At 40.1% G+C, this 21117-nt stretch carries 19 protein-coding genes and 7 tRNA genes; 25 read left to right on the plus strand and 1 reads right to left on the minus strand.

Annotated features, from left to right (window positions below):
- The first annotated feature begins 57 nt into the window (after window positions 1-57).
- The 15 genes from WKT11_RS11140 to WKT11_RS11210 all read left to right on the plus strand — a co-directional run bounded on the left by WKT11_RS11140 (window position 58) and on the right by WKT11_RS11210 (window position 10538).
- Window positions 58-131: transfer RNA gene (locus WKT11_RS11140), tRNA-Asp, on the plus strand.
- A gap of 42 nt (window positions 132-173) precedes the next feature.
- Window positions 174-246: transfer RNA gene (locus WKT11_RS11145), tRNA-Val, on the plus strand.
- A gap of 5 nt (window positions 247-251) precedes the next feature.
- Window positions 252-333 (plus strand) — tRNA-Tyr (locus WKT11_RS11150).
- 17 nt (window positions 334-350) lie between these two features.
- Window positions 351-423: transfer RNA gene (locus WKT11_RS11155), tRNA-Thr, on the plus strand.
- Window positions 424-443: 20 nt separating this feature from the next.
- Window positions 444-517, plus strand: a tRNA-Met gene (locus WKT11_RS11160).
- Window positions 518-521: 4 nt separating this feature from the next.
- A tRNA-Phe gene (locus WKT11_RS11165) sits at window positions 522-594 on the plus strand.
- A 31-nt stretch (window positions 595-625) separates the two neighbouring features.
- A tRNA-Lys gene (locus WKT11_RS11170) sits at window positions 626-698 on the plus strand.
- Between the two features lie 353 nt (window positions 699-1051).
- Window positions 1052-1429, plus strand: a complete 378-nt coding sequence (locus WKT11_RS11175) for a hypothetical protein (RefSeq protein ID WP_117676833.1) — start codon at window positions 1052-1054, stop codon at window positions 1427-1429.
- A 238-nt stretch (window positions 1430-1667) separates the two neighbouring features.
- On the plus strand, window positions 1668-2453 hold the full coding sequence (locus WKT11_RS11180) for a SpoIID/LytB domain-containing protein (protein ID WP_243010111.1): 786 nt from the start codon (window positions 1668-1670) through the stop codon (window positions 2451-2453).
- Window positions 2454-2605: 152 nt separating this feature from the next.
- The gene (locus WKT11_RS11185; RefSeq protein WP_117846351.1) at window positions 2606-3514 is read left to right on the plus strand and encodes a M23 family metallopeptidase; all 909 of its coding nucleotides are present in this window, start codon (window positions 2606-2608) and stop codon (window positions 3512-3514) included.
- A gap of 477 nt (window positions 3515-3991) precedes the next feature.
- Window positions 3992-4981, plus strand: coding sequence for a LacI family DNA-binding transcriptional regulator (locus WKT11_RS11190; protein ID WP_117676836.1), 990 nt, complete (start codon window positions 3992-3994; stop codon window positions 4979-4981).
- Between the two features lie 527 nt (window positions 4982-5508).
- Window positions 5509-7509 carry a PTS beta-glucoside transporter subunit IIBCA gene (locus WKT11_RS11195; RefSeq protein WP_119242177.1) on the plus strand — a complete coding sequence of 667 codons (2001 nt, stop codon included), beginning with the start codon at window positions 5509-5511 and terminating at the stop codon, window positions 7507-7509.
- Window positions 7506-8945: a glycoside hydrolase family 32 protein gene (locus tag WKT11_RS11200; RefSeq protein ID WP_118411026.1), complete on the plus strand. Its 1440-nt coding sequence runs from the start codon at window positions 7506-7508 to the stop codon at window positions 8943-8945. The genes WKT11_RS11195 and WKT11_RS11200 overlap by 4 nt, the downstream gene beginning before the upstream one ends.
- Window positions 8946-9302: 357 nt before the next feature.
- Window positions 9303-9545, plus strand: coding sequence for a GIY-YIG nuclease family protein (locus WKT11_RS11205; protein WP_117676839.1), 243 nt, complete (start codon window positions 9303-9305; stop codon window positions 9543-9545).
- Between the two features lie 27 nt (window positions 9546-9572).
- Window positions 9573-10538 (plus strand): N-acetylmuramoyl-L-alanine amidase family protein, encoded by a 966-nt coding sequence (locus WKT11_RS11210; protein WP_243098577.1) that lies wholly within the window; start codon window positions 9573-9575, stop codon window positions 10536-10538.
- 226 nt (window positions 10539-10764) lie between these two features.
- Here the strand turns inward: WKT11_RS11210 and trhA are convergent, their stop codons facing one another.
- Entirely contained in the window at window positions 10765-11427 is a 663-nt protein-coding gene (trhA, locus tag WKT11_RS11215; RefSeq protein WP_117676840.1) for a PAQR family membrane homeostasis protein TrhA, read from the minus strand.
- Between the two features lie 241 nt (window positions 11428-11668).
- Here trhA and WKT11_RS11220 point away from each other — a divergent pair, with 241 nt between their 5' ends.
- The 10 genes from WKT11_RS11220 (at window position 11669) to WKT11_RS11265 (ending at window position 20969) form a co-directional block, all read left to right on the plus strand.
- Window positions 11669-12457 (plus strand): ParA family protein, encoded by a 789-nt coding sequence (locus WKT11_RS11220; protein ID WP_117676841.1) that lies wholly within the window; start codon window positions 11669-11671, stop codon window positions 12455-12457.
- The gene (locus WKT11_RS11225) at window positions 12448-12744 is read left to right on the plus strand and encodes a hypothetical protein (protein ID WP_117676842.1); all 297 of its coding nucleotides are present in this window, start codon (window positions 12448-12450) and stop codon (window positions 12742-12744) included. Before WKT11_RS11220 ends, WKT11_RS11225 begins: the two co-directional genes overlap by 10 nt.
- A 79-nt stretch (window positions 12745-12823) precedes the next feature.
- The gene (locus WKT11_RS11230; RefSeq protein ID WP_340284350.1) at window positions 12824-13465 is read left to right on the plus strand and encodes a LacI family DNA-binding transcriptional regulator; all 642 of its coding nucleotides are present in this window, start codon (window positions 12824-12826) and stop codon (window positions 13463-13465) included.
- A gap of 30 nt (window positions 13466-13495) precedes the next feature.
- The gene (locus WKT11_RS11235; protein ID WP_340284352.1) at window positions 13496-13834 is read left to right on the plus strand and encodes a substrate-binding domain-containing protein; all 339 of its coding nucleotides are present in this window, start codon (window positions 13496-13498) and stop codon (window positions 13832-13834) included.
- A 498-nt stretch (window positions 13835-14332) separates the two neighbouring features.
- Window positions 14333-15598 (plus strand): extracellular solute-binding protein, encoded by a 1266-nt coding sequence (locus tag WKT11_RS11240; RefSeq protein ID WP_118137739.1) that lies wholly within the window; start codon window positions 14333-14335, stop codon window positions 15596-15598.
- Between the two features lie 107 nt (window positions 15599-15705).
- Window positions 15706-17166, plus strand: coding sequence for a carbohydrate ABC transporter permease (locus WKT11_RS11245; RefSeq protein ID WP_117676845.1), 1461 nt, complete (start codon window positions 15706-15708; stop codon window positions 17164-17166).
- Complete coding sequence (locus WKT11_RS11250) at window positions 17166-18020, plus strand: sugar ABC transporter permease (RefSeq protein WP_117676846.1); 855 nt, start codon at window positions 17166-17168, stop codon at window positions 18018-18020. The genes WKT11_RS11245 and WKT11_RS11250 overlap by 1 nt, the downstream gene beginning before the upstream one ends.
- A 4-nt stretch (window positions 18021-18024) precedes the next feature.
- Entirely contained in the window at window positions 18025-18801 is a 777-nt protein-coding gene (locus WKT11_RS11255; protein ID WP_226824601.1) for a TraX family protein, read from the plus strand.
- 66 nt (window positions 18802-18867) lie between these two features.
- Window positions 18868-19005: a hypothetical protein gene (locus tag WKT11_RS11260; RefSeq protein WP_173719837.1), complete on the plus strand. Its 138-nt coding sequence runs from the start codon at window positions 18868-18870 to the stop codon at window positions 19003-19005.
- Window positions 18945-20969, plus strand: a complete 2025-nt coding sequence (locus WKT11_RS11265) for a beta-galactosidase (protein ID WP_118247645.1) — start codon at window positions 18945-18947, stop codon at window positions 20967-20969. The genes WKT11_RS11260 and WKT11_RS11265 overlap by 61 nt, the downstream gene beginning before the upstream one ends.
- Window positions 20970-21117 lie beyond the last annotated feature (148 nt).

Here is a 21117-nt window from a genome sequence, read left to right on the forward strand (position 1 = left end):
TTAATTCTCAAGGAAATGTCAACATGTATGTAGTTTTGAAGGTGCAAAACCTTTAATGGCCCAGTGGCTCAGTTGGTTAGAGCGCCGCCCTGTCACGGCGGAGGTCGAGAGTTCGAGTCTCTTCTGGGTCGTTAGCAATAAGCTAACGAGTTTAGTAAATTGCATATGGATATGGAATCTTAGCTCAGCTGGGAGAGCATCTGCCTTACAAGCAGAGGGTCATAGGTTCGAGCCCTATAGGTTCCATACTTGGATGGATTCCCGAGTGGCCAAAGGGGGCAGACTGTAAATCTGTTAGCAACGCTTTCGAAGGTTCGAATCCTTCTCCATCCACTTAGCTCAATAGCTAAGCCGATGTGGCTCAATTGGCAGAGCAGCTGATTTGTAATCAGCAGGTTATCGGTTCGAGTCCGATCATCGGCTTTTAATTCAATAATGAATATCGCGGGGTGGAGCAGTCTGGAAGCTCGTCGGGCTCATAACCCGAAGGTCATAGGTTCAAATCCTGTCCCCGCTATTTTGCCCAGATAGCTCAGTTGGTAGAGCAGAGGACTGAAAATCCTCGTGTCGCTGGTTCGATTCCGGCTCTGGGCATTCACTTTGAAAGTGACAATTAAATAAATATGGAGCATTAGCTCAGTCGGTAGAGCACTTGACTTTTAATCAAGTTGTCCGGGGTTCGAATCCCCGATGCTTCACTTTTAACTTCTATGATATTCCATAGAAGTTTTTTTGTGTATAAAATTTTATTATTATTTGTCAATCGGATATTTGCACTTCACTTCCGATACTTGACTATAACCGAATAACTGCTTTGCAGTTTAGTAAAAGGGGGTACAAGTAAGTCACCATCTACTGCTTATTGTTCTTCGAAATTGGAGCAGGGAACTTACAGAAAGACGAAATTAAGGAAATATTATCATATGGTTCTAAACATAGAGGGTTGCTGCATAAAGTATTAGTACCTGATAGCCGTAGGAAGTGCGCAGTCTTAGCGGTGGACAGGCTTGTATGGCAATAATATATGTAATGCAGAACAGGAGGAGTTTCCATGAAGAATTCTATAAAAGATCTGAAGAATTATTTCCAGATGATTATGACGGCTGTTACCTGCTTTGTAATGGGATTTGCAAAAATAAAAGATCAGAAATGTGTATGCCAGAATAGTGCTAGAAGACATGAAGAGAGAAAAACAGGATGTTTAAATGCATTATGGAAAAGCCTTGGAATGGGAATGTGTTTTGTCTATGAAACTCCGAAAGCCAAAATGATTTCAGAATATATTGTGAAGGACAGAGATTCAAAGAAAGACAGATCATATTTACAGCCTGATGAAAAAAAGAGTTCCCGGAAAAATAAAATTATTTACTGGGATGAGCCTAGAATTCAGAACAGGATAAATAAATCTGTATATTTTAATACGGGGTGAAAATCCCCGTATACGTTACTGTTCACTTCGTTCTCAGTAACGTAGCCAAAATTCATTCCAGATTGCCTACGGCAATGGAATTTTGAAAAGTGTACATACAGAAAGATATAGGTGTATATACTAAAAGGAAAGAAGATCATTAGAAATCGATGATCGGATAACCTGGATGGTCTTATATATGAAAAAATCTTTTTTCCCCGGAACAACGGGAGTCTTTTGTCTGTTTTTTATTCCCTATATGATTACAATAATTTTTAATGGTGTAGATACGACTTTAATTAATAGAAAATTTGATGTGGAAACAATATTACCGGTTATTGTGGCCGGGCAAATTGGAGATAATTATGAATTGGAGACAATAAAAGCGCAGGCAGTTATTGCGAGATCTAATCTTTACAGAACAGTAAAAGAGCAGAAATCACTAAATTCTGTTTTGAATCAAATTAGAGATGAAATAAAGAACAAATCATTAAAGTCGTTATATTTGCTTATTATGCAGGATAAATATGAACGTGCAGTAAAAGAAACAAAGGGAAAAGTTATTACATGGGAGAATAAGCTGAAATTAGTTCCTTTTCATGAGATTAGCGCAGGAGATACCAGGGATGGAGAAGAAGTTTTCCACAGTGAAGAGGATGCATATCTGAAATCTGTACACAGCAGTGTGGATAAGGAATCAGAAGATTTTTTAAACAGTGTATATATAAATAAGAATATACTTCCTAAAGAACTTGAAATAAAGTCAAGGGATAGTGCAGGTTATGTTACAGAACTTCTGGCAGATGGAAAAGTGTTGGAAGGTGAATCATTCAGAATGGGAATGGGGCTTAGTTCAGCAAATTTTACGATCCAGACAATAGGAAATAAAGTTCGATTTCTATGTAAAGGAAAAGGACATGGATTAGGATTTTCACAGTATGGTGGGAATGAGATGGCTAAAAATTCTAAGACAGAGGAAGAAATTCTGGAATATTATTTTCCAGAAATGGAAATAGTGGAGATTGATGCTGTTATGAGCAAGTAGCGGAAGCGGATTGCTATAGGTATCTTTTGCTTAAGTGTATTATTTTCTGGAATTATTATAGGATTAAAAGATATAAATATAAAATTGTTGAATAGATGATAATATTCTGGACACCCTATAGATATGAAGATGAAAATAGAGGTGAATGGAATATGATGAATAACAGAGTTACACGAATTATTGCCAATTCCGTTGGGCTGGCTGCTGTAGCAGCATTGGGAATTACGGTATATCAGTTAGGAACATCTCCAATTAAGGAAGAAGCGCCAAGGGAGCAGACGGAAAGCACAGATCAGGAAGAACAGAAGCAGGATACAGATGAACAGTCTATGGTAGATGTCGGAACGAGCCAGGTTGAATCTGAGAATCATCCACTGTCAGGAGATGAGGAAAATTTAGATAATACAGAGTCGACATCAGCAAATGGAACTACGGATGGGGAAATATATGGGAATACTGTGGATAATAACGATGTAGATGGTACAGCATATGTGGATAACGAAAACTCTGTTGTTGGTGAAAATGACAGTAATGCACAGCAGGGTAAGGGAATATCGTCAATGAATACTGGTGATGGAGCGTCTATTGCATCGGATAGTGAAACTACAGATGTTTCGGCATCTGCAATCAATCTTCCGGAAATTAATTTCTCTGAAGATACATTGATGGAGTGGCCAGTCAATGGAAATATTTTGCTGGATTACAGTATGGACCAGACAACATATTTTCCCACACTTGATCAGTACAAACTAAGTCCGGCGATTGCTGTTGGAGCAGTTGAAGGAGCACCTGTAGTAGCTGCAGTTAATGGCACAGTTTATTCTGTAGAACAGGATGCACAGACTGGCACTACGTTGACAATGGAAATTGGAAATGGATATCAGGCTATTTACGGACAGCTCACAGATTTAACTGTGTCAGAAGGGGATACGGTTAAAAAAGGAACTACTATCGGATATATTGCACAGCCGACAAAATATTATAGTACTGAAGGAACAAACCTTTATTTTGAAATGAAAAAAGATGGAGAACCAATTGATCCGATTGCGTATCTTCCATAATATTAACCGAATCAGGTAAGTCCCCTGCGGAGGTTGCGAAGAGCAATAAGCAGTGGGTGGGGATTTGCTTGTATCAGGAGGGGGACAAGCCCCTCCTGATAAACTGCGAAGCAGTTATTCGGTGTAGAGCCACGTAGCGGAAGCGGATTGCGAATAGCCGATTGACTTGTTTGATTTGTATGTGCAAAAATATAGAGGTATACGGCACAAATTTATTTAATAAGCATGGATTAAGTTTGAAAAGTGCACTATTGAGAACGAAGTGAACGGTGAACAGTAACGCGGACGATTTTCATGGACATATAACGATATTTTGATATTTGCAACAAAAAGTATATCTGTAGTATAATAGAAAAAAATTTGTTGGTTATTGGGGACAGAGAGGACAGTAACCTTTGTCACCGGATAGGGTAAACAAATAATGCGAAAAATACGTGTGAAATAATATTACAAACAGCGTGAAAGAGGAATTTTTGCATGAATATTAATGAAATAGCGAAGATGGCTGGAGTTTCCAGAGCTACAGTGTCCAGATATCTGAATAATGGTTATGTCAGTGAAGAAAAGAAAAAAGTTATCAGCAAAGTTATAGAGGAAACAGGATATCAGCCTTCTTCCCAGGCACAGATGCTGCGTACGAAAAAAACGAAACTGGTAGGTGTGATTTTGCCTAAGATTGATTCTAATACGATCAGCCGGGAGGTTGCCGGAATCAGTGATATACTGACCCAGAAGGGCTATCAGATGATACTGGCAAATACCAATAACAGTGTTGAAGAGGAATTAAAGTATCTCTCTTTGTTTAAAGATAATCAGGTGGATGGAGTGATTTTTATAGCAACGATTCTGACAAAGCAACACAGGGAAATGTTGAAAGAATATAAAGTACCGATTGTCTTGCTGGGGCAGCACCTGGAAGGATATCCGTGTATTTTTCAGGATGACCATAAAGCAGCGATGAGCCTTACCGAACAGATGTTAAAGACCGGAAAGAAGTTCGGATATATTACGGTTACAGATAAAGATGAAGCTGTTGGAAAGATGCGAATCTCCGGAGTAGAAGAAATACTTAAAAAAAATAATATAGGGTTAGATAAATCATGCGTTAAGTGTGGAAACTTTACCCTGGAGTCTGGATATGAAAAGGCAGAAGAACTGTTTACGGAGCATCCGGATATCGATACATTAATATGTGCAACAGATACAATGGCGGTTGGAGCGGTGAACTGGCTGAAGAAGAGCGGATACCATATTCCAGATCAGGTTCAAGTCGCCGGCATGGGTGATAGTTATCTGGGGAAAATAATCGAACCGAAGCTGACAACTGTTCATTTCTTTTATAAGACAAGTGGAATGGAATCTGCAAAAATGTTAGTGGATCTGATGGAGTCAGAGAATATATCGATACATAAAGAGATAAAGATGGGATGCAAAGTGGTAATGAGAGAATCCCATAGAAATATATAGCAGATTAAATATATAGCAGATTATAAGAGTACAAAGAGAGTTAAGAGCTTTCAAAATAGAAGTTCTTAACTCTTTTTATTATTTTATTGTTATTTATACATTGGTATTCTGCAAAAAAATAAAGTCCTGTTGTCTCAGGCAATTTTGGACAAAGTCAATCGGATATTCGTAAGTGAAGCAGGGGATTTATTTGATTCGGTTAAATTATGGTTACGTTACTGGGAACAGAATGAAGAGTAGCGAACCAGGCTATGCGACGGGATGTTACAGACAGAAGATGCTACAGACAGAAGATTTTATAGACGCGATTGCATCTTGGATATAGTGTATAAAAATGAGAGCGAATATTTGTGATATCTTACATATTTACAAATAAAAATAAGATGGATATAATAAAAACAACATATGAGAACGATTCCATAAAGAAAAACATATAGATTTATATATTTGTAAGTGAAAATACAAATGTATAAAAAACAAAGTAGAATCAAATATGGGAACGATTACATAATAAGAGGGAGGATATTATGGATTACAGAAAGACAGCCCAGGAAATATACGACCATATTGGTAAAAAAGAGAATATTATTTCCGCGGCTCATTGTGCCACACGTCTTCGACTGGTTATCGGTGATAATGCGAAGGCTGACAAGGAATATATTGAGAATATTGAAGGTGTTAAAGGCGTTTTCTTTGCCCAGGGACAGATGCAGATCATTCTGGGAACAGGAGTTGTCAATAAGGTATACGATGAATTTATTCAGATTGCCGGAGTTTCTGAGAGCAGTAAGGAAGATCTGAAGAAGGTTGCAGCTTCCAGAGCAAATCCGGTACAGAGACTGATTAAGACTCTTGGTGATATTTTCGTTCCGATCATTCCGGCAATCGTTGCAAGTGGTTTCCTTATGGGAATTATGGAAGCATTGAATTTCATGGTTAACAATGGATTCCTGAATATCGATACCAGTGGTTCGATTTATACGTTTGCACAGCTTTTCAGTAATACGGCATACACATTCCTGCCAATTCTGATTGCATACAGCGGTGCGAAAGTATTTGGCGCGAATCCGTATCTGGGAGCGGTTATCGGTATGATTATGATTCATCCAAACCTGCAGAATGCATGGACAGTTGCAACAGAAGGTGTTCAGGCAACACAGAAAGTATGGTTTGGACTTTACTCTATTGATATGGTTGGGTATCAGGGACATGTTATCCCGGTTATCATTGCGGTGTGGGTACTTGCCCAGATTGAGAAAAGACTTCACAAAGTTGTTCCAGCGATGTTTGACCTGTTTGTTACCCCGCTTGTAAGTGTATTTGTAACAGGATATCTTACATTATCTATTATCGGACCGATTTTTGTAGCTGTTGAGAATGGACTTCTGAATGGTATTCAGTGGCTGATTGCTCTGCCATTCGGTATCGGAAGCTTTATCATGGGTGCGTTTTATGCGCCGACAGTTGTTGCCGGTGTGCATCATATGTACACAATCATTGACCTTGGACAGATTTCCAAGTTTGGAGTTACCTACTGGCTGCCACTTGCGTCAGCAGCAAATATCGCACAAGGTGGAGCTACACTTGCAGTTGCACTCAAAACAAAAGACCAGAAAATCAAATCTATGGCTGTTCCATCTGCATTAAGTGCATGTATGGGAATTACAGAACCGGCGATTTTTGGTGTAAATCTTCGATTCGGAAAACCGTTTGTGATGGGATGTGTTGGTGGCGCAGTTGGCGCGTTGTTTGCATCGGTTACAGGACTGGGCGCTACAGGAACTGGCGTAACCGGTATTTTCGGAATTCTGCTTTGCCTGAATAATCCGGTATCTTATATTCTGATGTTTGTAATTGCTTTTGGTGCGGCTTTTGTGTTGACATGGCTGTTTGGATACAAGGATATGGCAGCCGGAGAAAATAAAACTGTCGAGAAGAATGTGGAAAATATTTCTGCTAAAGGTACAGAAAACATTGAAAGAACAAAAGATATAGAAAGTGTAAAAACCGAGACTGGTGTAACTGAGAATAAAGAGATTTCTAAGATGGAAGAAACAGCTGACAATGTAGAAGATTTTTCACTTTATAGTGCATTAGAAGGAACAGCAATTCCAATGTCCATGGTGAATGACGCTACATTTGCTTCTGAGGTTCTTGGAAAAGGAGTTGCCGTAATTCCTGCTATGGGAAAGGTAGTTGCACCATGTGATGCGACCGTTGAGACTGTTTTTGATACAAAACATGCAGTTGGTTTAAGCACTGAAAGTGGTATGGAACTGCTGATCCATATCGGAATTAATACGGTAGAACTTGGTGGAAAATATTATACAACTCACGTAAAAGATGGTGATCAGGTAAAGAAAGGACAACTTCTTGTGTCCTTTGACATGGATAAAATCAAAGAAGCTGGATATGATGTGACTACTCCACTTATTGTAACCAATTCAGATGATTATAAAGATGTGAAGGTTTTACGTGAAGGCGCAGTAACATCTGCTGATAAAGTATTGGAGATTGTGAAAGCATGAGCACATTAACGAAAGTTCTTGAGAAAAACGTAGCAGAGATTGAAAAGAACGCAGATATGAAAGAAGGCAGATTCCGATTGGGGCATCATCTGATGCCGCCAGTCGGATGGCTGAATGATCCAAATGGGTTATGCTGGTATAAAGGTAAATATCATGTGTTCTTTCAGTATGCGCCATTTGATGTTGAAGGTGGATTAAAATTCTGGGGACATTATACAAGTGTAGATCTGGTAGATTGGAAATATGAAGGAACAGCTCTTTACCCAGATTCTCCGTATGATTGTCATGGAGTTTATTCTGGATCTGCGCTGGTTGAAGATGAAAAGATGCATCTGTTTTTTACAGGGAATGTAAAGATTGATGGTGATTATGATTACATTAATGAAGGAAGGGAAACCAGCACACTTCATGTGGAAAGTGAAGATGGAATCCATTTCGGAGATAAGGAAGAAATCATTTCTTTTGAAAAATATCCGGAAGATTTTACATGTCATATCCGGGATCCTAAAGTCTGGAAAAAAAATAACAGATACTATATGATTCTTGGAGGACGCCTGAAAGAGGATAAAGGTGCTATTTTAGTTTACGGATCAGAAGACATGAAAGACTGGAAGCTTGATCGTGTGATCACCACACCGGAAGCTTTTGGATATATGTGGGAATGCCCGGATTATTTCGAATTGGACGGACAGAAATTTTTATCTGTATCACCTCAGGGACTTAAACGGGAAGAATATCGTTTCCAGAATATTTATCAGTCCGGATATTTCCCGGTAAAAGAAGATGAATCTGTAGATACTGAAGATTTCCGTGAATGGGATATGGGATTTGACTTCTATGCTCCGCAGACCTTTGTGGACGATAAGGGAAGAAGGATTCTGATCGGATGGATGGGAATGCCGGACGCAGAAGAAGAGTATATAAATAAGACTATCGATGAAGGCTGGCAGCACTGCCTTACAGTACCGAGAGAACTGAAAGTACAGGATGGAAAAATTCTTCAGTATCCTGTTAAAGAACTTGAGCGGCTTCGAAAAGAGAAAACGATACTTCATGATGAAAAATCAATCGCGGAGATTCGCGTTGAAGTGAATGAAGGGTTTGACCTGGTACTTGAAGAGATTGCAATAACAGACAGCAGTTTTCAGATCAGCATGGGTGGTCAGATGATATTTAAATATGAAGAGGGAATCGCTGAAATTGGCTTTTCCGGAATTGCAGGTGCGGGAAGAGACAGGCGAAAAGCTAAAATCAGTGAACTCAGGAATATCCGTATTCTCGCGGACACTTCGGCAGCAGAGATTTATCTGAATGATGGAGAGACTGTATTTTCAACCAGATATTATCCTGACCGTGAGGATCTTCAGCTAAAGATCCTTGGTGGTAAATTCAGGGGGAATCTCTGGAATCTTCGGAAAATGATATTCACAAAATAAGAAAATAAACGTATAATAAAGCAGGTGGGAAAGAAAATCCTCAGTCGGTTTCCCTACCTGCTTTTTTGACATATAAATAGTTCTGATATTGTAAATGCAAGTCAGAAAAGGATATGTCCGGATGAGATACGTGCTTTATACCGGCTGTTTATTATAGAAATAAGGATGATTGCAGAGATGCTAATGCAATTGTCCTTTACATAAATTGTAACTGACCAGTCTCCTCACAGGAGATTGCTGAATAGTTACTATAAATCAATAATAAATAAGCAGATGCTAATAACAAGTCTGTGGGAACAAAAGAAATCGAATGTATGGCAATATAGCCGGAGATTTGTAATTTAGATGGAGAGTTCGATGAATTATACTTACATTGTCAAATGTGCAGACGAAACTTTTTATACGGGGTGGACAAACTGTTTGCAGAAACGGCTGAAAGCACATAATGAGGGAAAAAACGGAGCGAAATATACAAAGGCCAAAAGACCGGTGACGCTGGTATATTATGAAGGTTTTTCCACGAAGGAAGAGGCAATGAGACGGGAGTATCAGATTAAGCAGCTTACCAGAAATAAAAAACTGGAATTGATGGATTTCTGACCAGATTGTACAAGGAGGACAAAAAAGATGAAAAGGATGACGAAATGGCTTGCAGTGTGTGTTGCATGTATGGCGTTCAGCGTTCCGGCCATGGCAGCAGAGATGCCTGGAGTTACAGTGACACCGACTCCGGTTGAGACACCGGATATTACACCAATCGAAACACCGACACCAACACAGAAACCACAGGTAAAGAATGGCTGGTATACTTACGCGTCAAAGAACAAAAGATATTATAAAGATGGACAGTATCTGACCGGAATGCGTAAAGTTCAGGGAAAAATCTATTACTTTAGTCCTAAAGGTTTCATGAAAACAGGATGGATAAAGTATAACAATAAGAAATATTATTTCGGCTCAAATGGAGTAAGATACAGTGGTGTCAAAAAAATTGATGGAAAATATTATTATTTCAGTGATAAGGGTGTTCTGAGAACAAAGACTGTCAAAGTTGGAAATACGACATATTACTGTACAGAAAAAGGAATTCTGGAAGCCTGGAAGAAGGGAAGTACTTTTTATTATCCAAGTGGAAAGAAAATGAATTCCACAAGAGCATATGAATATGAAACTTTACAGAGAGCAAAACAGGTTGTCAATGCGATCACAAAACCAAGTATGTCAAAAAGTGAGAAGTTTGAGACTTGCTTTAGATGGGTAATGTATCAGCATTATTATGATACCAGAAGAATTTTCTACAACCAGACTGCATGGCCGGCATTATATGCCAATGACTATCTTATCCTGAGTGGAAAAGGCGGAGACTGCTTCTCTGATGCATGTTCTTTTGCATACCTTGCAAAGGCGCTGGGATATACAAATATTTATGTTTGTGTAGATACAACGGCAACTGATGGAAGCGGACATTGCTGGGCTGAAATCGGCGGCAGAGTATATGATCCATTATTTGCAGAAGCTAAGAGCTACTATGGATACTTTGGTGTAGGATATGGTTCTTATGGATTATATCCGGAGAGACGAGTGGCTGTTTAACCGAATCAAGTAAGTCCCCTGCGGAGGTTGCGAGGAGCAATAAGCAGTGGGTGGGACTATATAAATTTTGAAGAGTTTTAAAATTGAACATATAAAAAGATGCTCTGGCAGATTACATTGTGACTGTTCAGAGCATCTTTTTGAGTTATTCGGTGTAGAGCTACGTAGCGGAAGCGGATTGCGAATATCCGATTTTATGGCAATTCCAGAAAATAAGATACATTGCTTATACTGGTAATGGTGCTACAAAGAAATACATTACAACAAAGTGGCAGGCACTTCCAAGCATGACAAAAATGTGGAAGATTTCGTGAGAACCGAAGTTCTTATGTCTGGAATCAAAGAGTGGAACTTTTAATGCGTAGATCACACCACCAATAGTATAAATGATTCCGCCAGCCAGAAGCCAGTCAAATCCTGCGCGTGGGAGTGCATGGAAAATAGGAACAAATGCCAGTACACACAGCCATCCCATACCAATATAGAGTACAGAGGATAACCATTTAGGACAAGTGATCCAACAGCCCTTTAAGATGATGCCAAGAATCGCAACGCTCCATACCAGTGCACATAAAATATAGCCAATGTGGTTATGAAGAACAATCAGGCAGACCGGAGTGTAACTTCCTGCAATCATAACGAAAATCATCATGTGATCCATTTTCCGAAGTCGTCTGTTGACTTTTTCCGTAGAGTCTACGGAATGGTAGATAGTACTGGCTGCATAAAGCAGAATCATAGACAGGATAAAAATACTCAGAGCTACGATGTGGATTACGTCATAGGAACGTGCAGCCTTTACGATAAGGGGAATTGCCCCGGCAACAGCGAGAAGCAGAGCGATTCCATGTGTAATAGCACTTCCGGGATCTTTTAATTTGAATTTCATAAAAATCGCCTCCATTTATGTGAGTAAATAAAAACAATAACATGTAGTTTTAAAAACTATATAATAAGTATACGATTACTATAACATAAATATTCAAAAAATCAAGTATATATTTTGGGAATCAAATAAAAAGATTTTGGAGCATGGAAAATAGTTGAAAATGCGTGATAAAGCTCATATAATGAGATTAATTGAAAAAACAATTATTGTGGGATAAGTAAGTGACAAGGGAGGCAGTTCCATGGGGAAAACTATAACGATATGTTTTACAAATAATAAAGGCGGAAGTGGAAAATCTACCACTTGTTCTAATCTTGGAGCGGCAATGGCTCAGGCTGGAAAGAAGGTTCTTCTGATTGATGGAGATATGCAGCTGAATTTGTCACTTGCGTTTTTTTCAGAGGACTGGGTGCTGGAGCATGCAACAGGGGAGAAGAACTTGTATTATGCGATTAAAAAGCAGGAAGACCTAAGTTGTTATGTGGTACATACTCCATATGAGAATCTGGATCTGATTCCGTCTTCTACATTAATGAGTTCTATAGAATATGAACTTTTTACAAAATGGCAGAGAGAATTTATTCTTCGGAAATGTATTCAGAAGATTAAAGAGACAGGAGCTTATGATTACATTTTGATTGATGCACCGCCTACACTTGGAGGCTGGGTTATGAACATTCTATGTGCTTCAGATAAAGTGATTATTCCGGTTGAGGCAAGCCCGTGGGGAATGTTTGGACTTGCAAATATGTTTGAATTCTTAAATGAAGTAAAACAGATATCACCAGAGCTTGAAGTCGCCGGGATAGCGGTGACAAAGGTGGATACGAGAAAGAATTACTATAAGCAGACGATGGAAACATTACATGAATTGGAAGATATCCACGTGTTTGAACAGATAATCAGGGTGGATAGTTCCATAGAGTGGTCCCAGGACAATAGTATTCCTGTTGTAGAGTATAAAAAATCAAGCAGAAGTGCAAAAGAATATACGAAATTAGCGGAGGAGGTAATGAAATTATGTCAGTAGGCAAAGAGAGTATCAGACGTGCAGCAAGTGCAGGTGCAAAAAGGACTACAAAAACGACAGCAAAAACAGCAGATACGGCAGCAGTTAAAACAACTGCCAGGACAACAACCAAAACAGCAGCTAAAACAGCAGCTAAAGCAACTTTTGAGAAGAAAACGGTGAAGAAATCAGTTGTTTCCACACAGGATACCAAAAAGCTGGAAGCAGTATTTGTTACAGAAAATAAAAATGAGACAGTAGAAGGGCCAGTTCGTATTAAAGAGGAACTTCCGGTATATCTTCTCTGAATTAACTTGCCAGAAGAGAGTTAATTTGTTATGCTATACGAAAAACGCAATCGGTTGCGCATATCGACAGGATGTTATTATGATGACAGAAGAAGAGAAGAGAATATATACAATTGATGATATTGCAAGAGAGCTTGGAGTTAGTAAAACAACGGTATCCAGAGCTATTTCGGGAAAGGGACGGATCGGACAGGCAACCAGAGAAAGAGTATTGGCATTTATCAAGGAGCATGACTATCGTCCAAACGTTGTTGCGAGAGGCCTTGCACAGCGAAAAACTTATAATATTGCACTGTTAATGCCGAAAGATTATGTTGCGACAGAGTTCCTGTTTTTTAAAGATTGTATGAATGGAATCTGTGAAGTAGCCTCGGAATATAATTATGATATCATTATTTCTATGATTGACGGAGAAGATATATCGCAGATACAGCGTCTGGAAGCAAATCGCAAGGTGGATGGGATTATAGTGAGCAGGGCGGTGGTAAGCTCTAAGGTACAGAAATATCTGAAAGAGTGCAGAGAACCATTTGTGCTGATCGGTCCGTCAGATGATCCGAATATTCCATTTATAGATAATAAGAATCAGGAGGCAGGAAAAGAACTGACAAGTATTATGCTGATGAAGGGAATGCGTCACCTTGCGCTCCTTGGGGGAAATCAGTCTTACAATGTTACGGTAAGCAGATATCAGGGATTTCTGGATGCACATCATGAATGAGGGATTCCTGTTGATGAGAATCTTATTTTCATGAATGTAGATAATCAGCTGGTTGTATCAGAGGCAGTAAGTAAGTTGTATGCAGCAGGAGCAGACGGTATTGTATGCATGGATGACGTGATCTGCAGTATGTGTATGAGCAGCCTGAGGGAAAAGAAAATACAGGTACCGGCACAAATAAAAGCAGCGAGTATGTATGACAGTAAAAATCTGGAATATCATAATCCACCGGTTACGAGTATTAAGTTTGATGCGGTACGGCTTGGAAAAATGGCTTGTACTAAGCTATTGAAGATTCTTGGAGAGAATCCACAGGAAGAAATAACACCGCTTAATTATCAGGTAGTGCTGAGAGAATCAACACAATAAATAAAGTATATGAGAAATGTAGGGAATCCTTGGAATAAGGGTTCCCTTTTTATATCAATCATAAGAAATTACTCCGTAATATTCCTATGGTATGGCAGGACCGCACTACAGCGGAAAGAAATTATGTCACAGAATCAATTCGTTGCAGGCGGAGAGTCCTGATTGTAGGATTCACGGGCAGTTATTCGATGTAGAGCCACGTAGCGGAAGCGGATTGCGAATATCCGATTGACATTATATTGAGGCAGGGGTTGAAAAAACGATTGCGCAGAAAAACGGAAAACGAACAAGATTATTGTGCAATATAGCAAAATATCAGCTGAAAATTAGATAATAATGGCTAATTGACTTTAATAAAATTATGTAATATACTAAAAACATGAACAATCGGTTGCGCAACAAAAAAACAGAGCGTTATGGTTACTGTGCACGCAGTGAATAGTAATATGTTTAAGAAATGATTGCGTACAACCACCAAAAAATCAGGAGGAAGAGAAAATGAGAAAAAATGTAAAAAAGGTAATCGCACCGTTACTGGCAGCAGCTATGGCACTTTCCTGCACAGTATGTGTAAGCGCAGCAGAGGACGAGACAATTAAACTGACTGTATGGGGCGCTGAGGAAGATCAGAATTTATTAAAAGAACTGACAGATAAATTTCAGGAGAAGTATGCAGATCAGAAATTTGATATTCAGATTGGAGTAGAATCTGAGTCTACTGCAAAAGATACAATTCTGACAGACGTAGAGGCAGGTGCAGATGTATATGCATTCGCAGATGATCAGCTTCCGGATCTTGTAAAAGCCGGAGCACTTCTGAAACTTGATGATTATGCAGAGGCGCTGCAGCTTGCAGATACAACACTTGATGATGTAAAAGCTGCAAACGTTGAAGGCTCTATTGATGCAGCAACAATTGATGGCAGCCTGTATGCATTTCCAAGAGCTGCTGACAACGGATATTTTCTTTACTATGATTCATCTGTAATTTCAGAAGAAGCTGCAGCAAGCTGGGACAGCCTTCTTGAAGCAGCTGATAAGGCTGGAAAGAAAGTTGGTATGACACTTGCTTCCGGATGGTACAATGCTTCTTTCTTCTATGGAGCAGGATTTACAACAGGGCTTAACGATGACGGAACAACAACTATGGACTGGAACGGAACAAGTGCTGACGGATATACGGGTGTTGATGTAGTAAAAGGAATGCTTGATATTGCATCCAATCCGGCATTTATGGCGGTTGCTGATGGTGACATTTCCAATCAGCTTGCATCAGGAAATCTTGCAGCATGTGTTTCCGGTACATGGGATGCTATGACAGCACAGGAAGCATTTGGTGATGGATATGCAGCAACAAAACTTCCTACATTTACAGTAGGTGATGCACAGGTTCAGCAGGGATCAGTTGCCGGTTACAAATATGTTGGTGTAAACGGTTATTCTGAGAATTCCGGATGGGCAGTTCTTCTTGCAGAGTACCTTACAAACGAAGAGTCCCAGCAGATGTTCTTTGATCAGAGAGAAAGTGGTCCTTCAAACAAGAATGTGGCAGCATCTGATTCTGTTCAGGAAAATGTAGCACTTGCAGCACTTGCAGCTCAGTCTGAATATGCACAGGCTCAGAAGGTTGGCGGAAAATACTGGGATCCTGCAAAGACATTCGGAGAACTGATTGCACAGGGAACATTAGCAGCAGATGACGACAATGCAATCCAGGAAGCACTTGATAATCTGGTAGAGGGTGCTACTGCTTCTGTAGAATAATATTACTATCTGACAGCAAATACTAAAAAGATAGCCCATATGCATAACGGCATGTGGGCTGTTTTAAAGATAGACAGTAACCATATGAAATTATGAGGAGGAAAGATATGGCAGCACAGGAAAATAATTCTGCTGTAGCGGCAGTGAGTGGATTCTTTAAAGCTATCGGTGGATTTTTCGCTGACTTTGGTACTGCTGTAGTGAAAGGTGATGCGTTTGTAAAGCTGTCCCTGATCTGGATGGGTGCAGGTTATGCAAAGCGTAAACAGTATGTGAAAGCAGCACTGATGACATTGCTGGAGATTGCAGTGATTGTTTTTTCAGTGAAATTTGCAATGCAGTATGTACCAAAATTCAGTACCCTTGGTACTGTAAAGATGGAAAAAGTCTTTAACATGAAAACAATGAAAAGTGAATTTAATGATTATGATAATTCCTTTACAATCCTGTTGTTTTCATTGTTCAGTTTTGTTGTGTGGTTTGCGGCGGCTGTTGTGTGGTTTAAGAACGTGATCAATGCTTATGCACTTCAGAAAATGGAAGAAGCCGGAAAGCATATCAATACTTTTAAAGAAGATCTCAGATCACTGACAGAAGAGAAGTTTCACATTACGTTACTTACACTTCCGGTGCTCGGAGTTCTTATCTTTACTTTTATTCCAATCCTGCTTTTGATCTTTGTAGCATTTACAAATTATGATCAGCAGCATATGCCGCCTACTGAGTTGTTCTCATGGGTTGGTCTCAGTAACTTTATCAATCTGTTTGGCGGCGGTGGTCTTACATCCACATTCGGATATGCATTTGTGCGGGTTCTGGGATGGACGCTTGTATGGGCTTTCTTTGCAACATTCACAACTTATATCGGTGGTATCCTGCTTTCACTGCTTCTCAACAGCAAAAAAACAAGACTGCCGAAAATGTGGCGTACTTTATTTATTGTAACTATTGCAGTTCCACAGTTTGTGTCACTTCTGCTGGTGCGTAACTTCTTTTCAAATGGTGGTATTGTCAATACAATCTGTCACAGCATTGGATTGACAGGATTCTTAAGAAGCATAGGACTTGTGTCCACAAGCTATATTCCGTTTCTTTCTGCTCCGGGATGGGCACATGTAATGATTATCCTTATTAATATCTGGATCGGTGTTCCGTATCAGATGCTGATCGCAACAGGTGTTCTGATGAACCTTCCTTCTGACCAGCTTGAGAGCGCAAGAGTAGACGGTGCAACAAACTTCCAGATATTCAGAAAGATCACAATGCCATATCTGCTCTTTGTAACAGGACCTGCTCTGATCACAGACTTTGTAAAAAATATTAATAACTTTAATGTTATTTATCTGCTTACACAGGATGTTTATACAACAACGAACCAGGCGATGGCAAGCTCACAGGCAAAAGAGGTTGACCTTCTGGTTACCTGGCTGTTCCGTCTGACTCAGGATTACTACAACTATAAGATGGCATCAGCAATCGGTATTATCGTGTTTATTATCTGTGCAGTATTCACCCTGGTTGCATTTAACAGGATGATCAAGGGAGATAAGGAGGGAACATATCAATAATGAAAAAGATGAAAGATAGTCGTACTTCTTCTATAGTATTACATAATTTATTGATCGCAGTGCTGGCATTTATCTGGCTGGTTCCGATCATCTGGCTGGTATGTACTTCCTTCAGCGCATACTCAGGAATGAATACCAGTACATTTTTTCCGAAGGAATGGAGCATCACTAATTACCTGAAGCTGTTTCATCCGGATTCCGTATCTCAGTTCCCACAGTGGTTTCTGAATACATTTATCATTGCATGCTTTACCTGTGTGATTTCCACCATGTTTGTACTGATGGTTGCTTATGCAACATCTGTTATGAGATTTAAGATGAGAAAACCGCTGATGAATATGGCGGTTATCCTGAATCTGTTTCCTGGTATGCTGGCGATGATCGCGGTATATTTCACACTGAAATCCTTTAACCTGACAAACAGCTATGCTGGTCTGATCATGGTTTACTCTGCATCATCAGGTCTTGGCTATCTGATTGCGAAGGGATTCTTTGATACCGTTCCGAGAGCGCTCTGCGAGGCTGCACGAATTGACGGATGCAGCGAGGCAAGAATTTTCTTCCAGATGGTTCTGCCGATGAGCCGCCCGATCGTTGTTTATACAGTTATCAGCAGTTTCCTGGTACCATGGATGGATTTCGTGTATGCAAAGATGATTCTGAATGCCGGAATTTCTTCCAAATATACAGTTGCCATTGGTCTGTATAAGATGCTGGATAAGAGTCTTATCAACTCTTACTTCACTCAGTTCTGTGCAGGTGGTGTACTGGTATCCGTACCGATTTCTATTCTGTTTATGATCATGCAGAAATTCTATGTGGAAGGAATTACAGGCGGTGCTGTAAAAGGTTGATATTATGAATATGACAACGGGAAGAAGAGGAATCGTCTGGAAAACTCCGGACATTACAGCCGATGGGCTGAAGATGTTTGCATGTATTGTCATGCTGATCCAGACTGTTGGAATTGCTGTTATTGAGAAAGGCCTGATCCATTTAGACCAGTACACGCAGGAAAGTCTGAACCAGGCGATGTCCCAGGATTCCCGTTTAATGACACTTGCGGGAATCGGGTCCATCATGCAGCTTATTGGCGGGATGGCGATTCCCGTATTTGCGTTTTTGCTGGTAGAGGGATTTCGAAATACATCAGATTATAAGAAATATCTGATCACGATGGTAATTACTGCTCTGGTCAGTGAGATTCCGTATGATCTGGCAATTCGTGGAAAAATATGGGATTTTTCCAGCCAGAATGCAATGATCACGATGTGTATCTGTCTGGTTATGCTGAAATGCTTAGATCTGTTTAAAGAAACTTCCGGATTTACAGGTGGTATGTTAAAGGTACTGATCCTGATCGCAGCTATTGTCTGGGTGAGCATTTTCCGGGCAGAGTATGGACTTTGTATGGTGCTGCTTGTGTTTGTGTTCTATGTGTTTGAGTCAAAAAATGTGCTGAAAACAGTGCTGGGCTGTATTATAAGTCTGATGTATGTGACCGGACCGATTGCATTCTATGGAATCTGGTGCTACACTGGAGAAAGAAAAGATCGTATCAATAAATATGTCTATTATGCTTTTTATCCTTTGCATTTGCTGGTGCTTGGAGTAATTGCAAACTATATCCTGTAAGAAGAATGAAATCAAATCCCGTCTGCTTTGACTGAGAAAAGTAATACGCAACGAGAAGAGAGTGTTTTGAAATCGGATAGAGTATTAAATATGGTAATGAAAAAGAAAACGACTGAGAATAGAGAATTAAAAGGAGAACAGGTATGGATTTTAGAACCGACAAGCTGCTTCATGGCGGCGACTACAATCCTGAACAGTGGTTAAAAAGACCGGATATTCTGGCAAAGGATATTGATATGTTAGAGGAGTCCGGATGCAATGTGGTAAGCCTTGGAATTTTTTCCTGGTCCACACTGGAACCGGAAGAAGGAGTATTTAACTTCGGATGGCTGCAGGAAATTATTGATAAGCTTTACAAAAGAGGAATCTCAACAATTCTTGCAACACCTTCAGGTGCAAGACCGAAATGGATGGCTGATAAATATCCGGAAGTGCTTCGTGTAGATGAGACACGTCACAGAGCACTGTTTGGATTCAGACATAATCATTGCTATACTTCTCCTGTTTACAGAGAGAAGGTACATATCATCAATAAGAAACTGGCGCAGGAAGTTGCCACACATCCGGGTGTTATCCTGTGGCATATTTCAAATGAGTATGGCGGAGAATGCCATTGTCCTCTTTGCCAGGAAGCATTTCGTAACTGGCTGAAAGAGAAATATCAGACGATTGAAAACCTGAATGATCAGTGGTGCACAACATTCTGGAGCCATACTTACAACAGTTTTGATCAGATTGAAAGTCCTTCTAAAATTGGTGAGACACAGCTTCATGCATTGAACCTGGACTGGAAACGTTTTGTTACTCATCAGACAGCAGACTTCATTCATCAGGAGATTGCCGCGCTGAGAGAGGGTGGAAGCACACTTCCGACAACCGCAAATCTGATGCATTATTTCGGAGGTCTGGATTACTTTAAAATTGCAAAAGAAATTGATGTGGTTTCCTGGGATACTTACCCGACATGGCATAAAGAAGCAGTGATCGATACGGCTTATGATAACGGAATGTGCCATGACCTGATGCGCTCTCTGAAAGGTAAACCATTCTTCCAGATGGAGTCCTGCCCGACTTCTACAAACTGGCAGAGCGTCAGCAAGTTAAAGAAACCTGGAATGCTTTTTGCACAGTCTATGCAGGCAATCGCACATGGTGGAGAGGGTGCTCTTTATTTCCAGATCCGCCAGAGCAGAGGTGCTTCTGAGAAGTTCCATGGCGCGGTGATCGATCATTACGGTGGAAATGATACGAGAGTATTTAAAGAGGTTTCCAAAGTCGGAGCAACTTTAAAAGAGTTAAAGGAACTGGCGGGAACGACAATGAGCAGTCCGGTGGCCATGATTTATGACTGGGACAGCCAGTGGGCAATGGAAGACAGCCAGGGCCCGAGAAATAAAGGTCTGCATTATCTGGAAGCAATGCTGAAATTCTACAGAGGTTTCCGTAAGCAGGGCGTGAATGTAGATGTGATTGATATGACTTGTGATCTGGACAATTATAAAGTGCTGGCGCTGCCAATGGTTTATATGTTCAAAGAAGGTTTCGCAGAAAACGTTCGTGCATTTGTGGAGAACGGCGGTGTTCTGGTGACAAGTTACTGGTCAGGAATCGCAGATGATACTGACAGATGTTATCTGGAAGGAACTCCGCATGGACTGATGGATGTGCTGGGAATCAGAAGTACAGAGATTGATGGTCTTTATGACTGGGAAGAGAATTCTTTCGTTCCTGTACCGGGTAATGAACTTGGAATGGATAAGACTTATACTTGCAAGTATCTGTGTGACCTTGTAGAACTTCGCGGGGCACGTACTTTAATGACTTATGGAAGTGATTTCTATGAAGGATATTCCTGCCTGACTGTCAATGAATATGGCGAAGGCAAGGCATGGTATGTGGCAGCAGATGCAGATAAGGAATTCTATGGAGATTTCCTTGAGAAAGTATTAAAAGACAGTGGCGTTTCCTGTGGAATCAAAGAAGAGATTCCGGATGCACTGGAGATTACAGTGAGAGAGAATGGAAATGCGAAATATTATATTTACCAGAACTTCGGAACAGAGGCTGTCAGCATTCCTGCACCGGAAGGAGAGGTAAGCTGGATCTATGGCAACGGAAACGATAAACTTGAAGTTTATGGTCTTGCAGTTGCAAAGGTTATCGTGTAAAATAAATAGCGATGGATGAGGAAATCCCTTCACTTTGAGCAGAGATTGAGGCTGCCTGGTGGAGGGGTTCTTTTTATAGAGAGGTACATAAAATATGATTTCAAAGACGCTGATGAGAAATATGTCGGGAAACGCTTCTTAATTGAAT

The organism is Blautia sp. HCN-1074 (genome assembly GCF_037890165.1).
Lineage (GTDB): Bacteria > Bacillota > Clostridia > Lachnospirales > Lachnospiraceae > Blautia_A.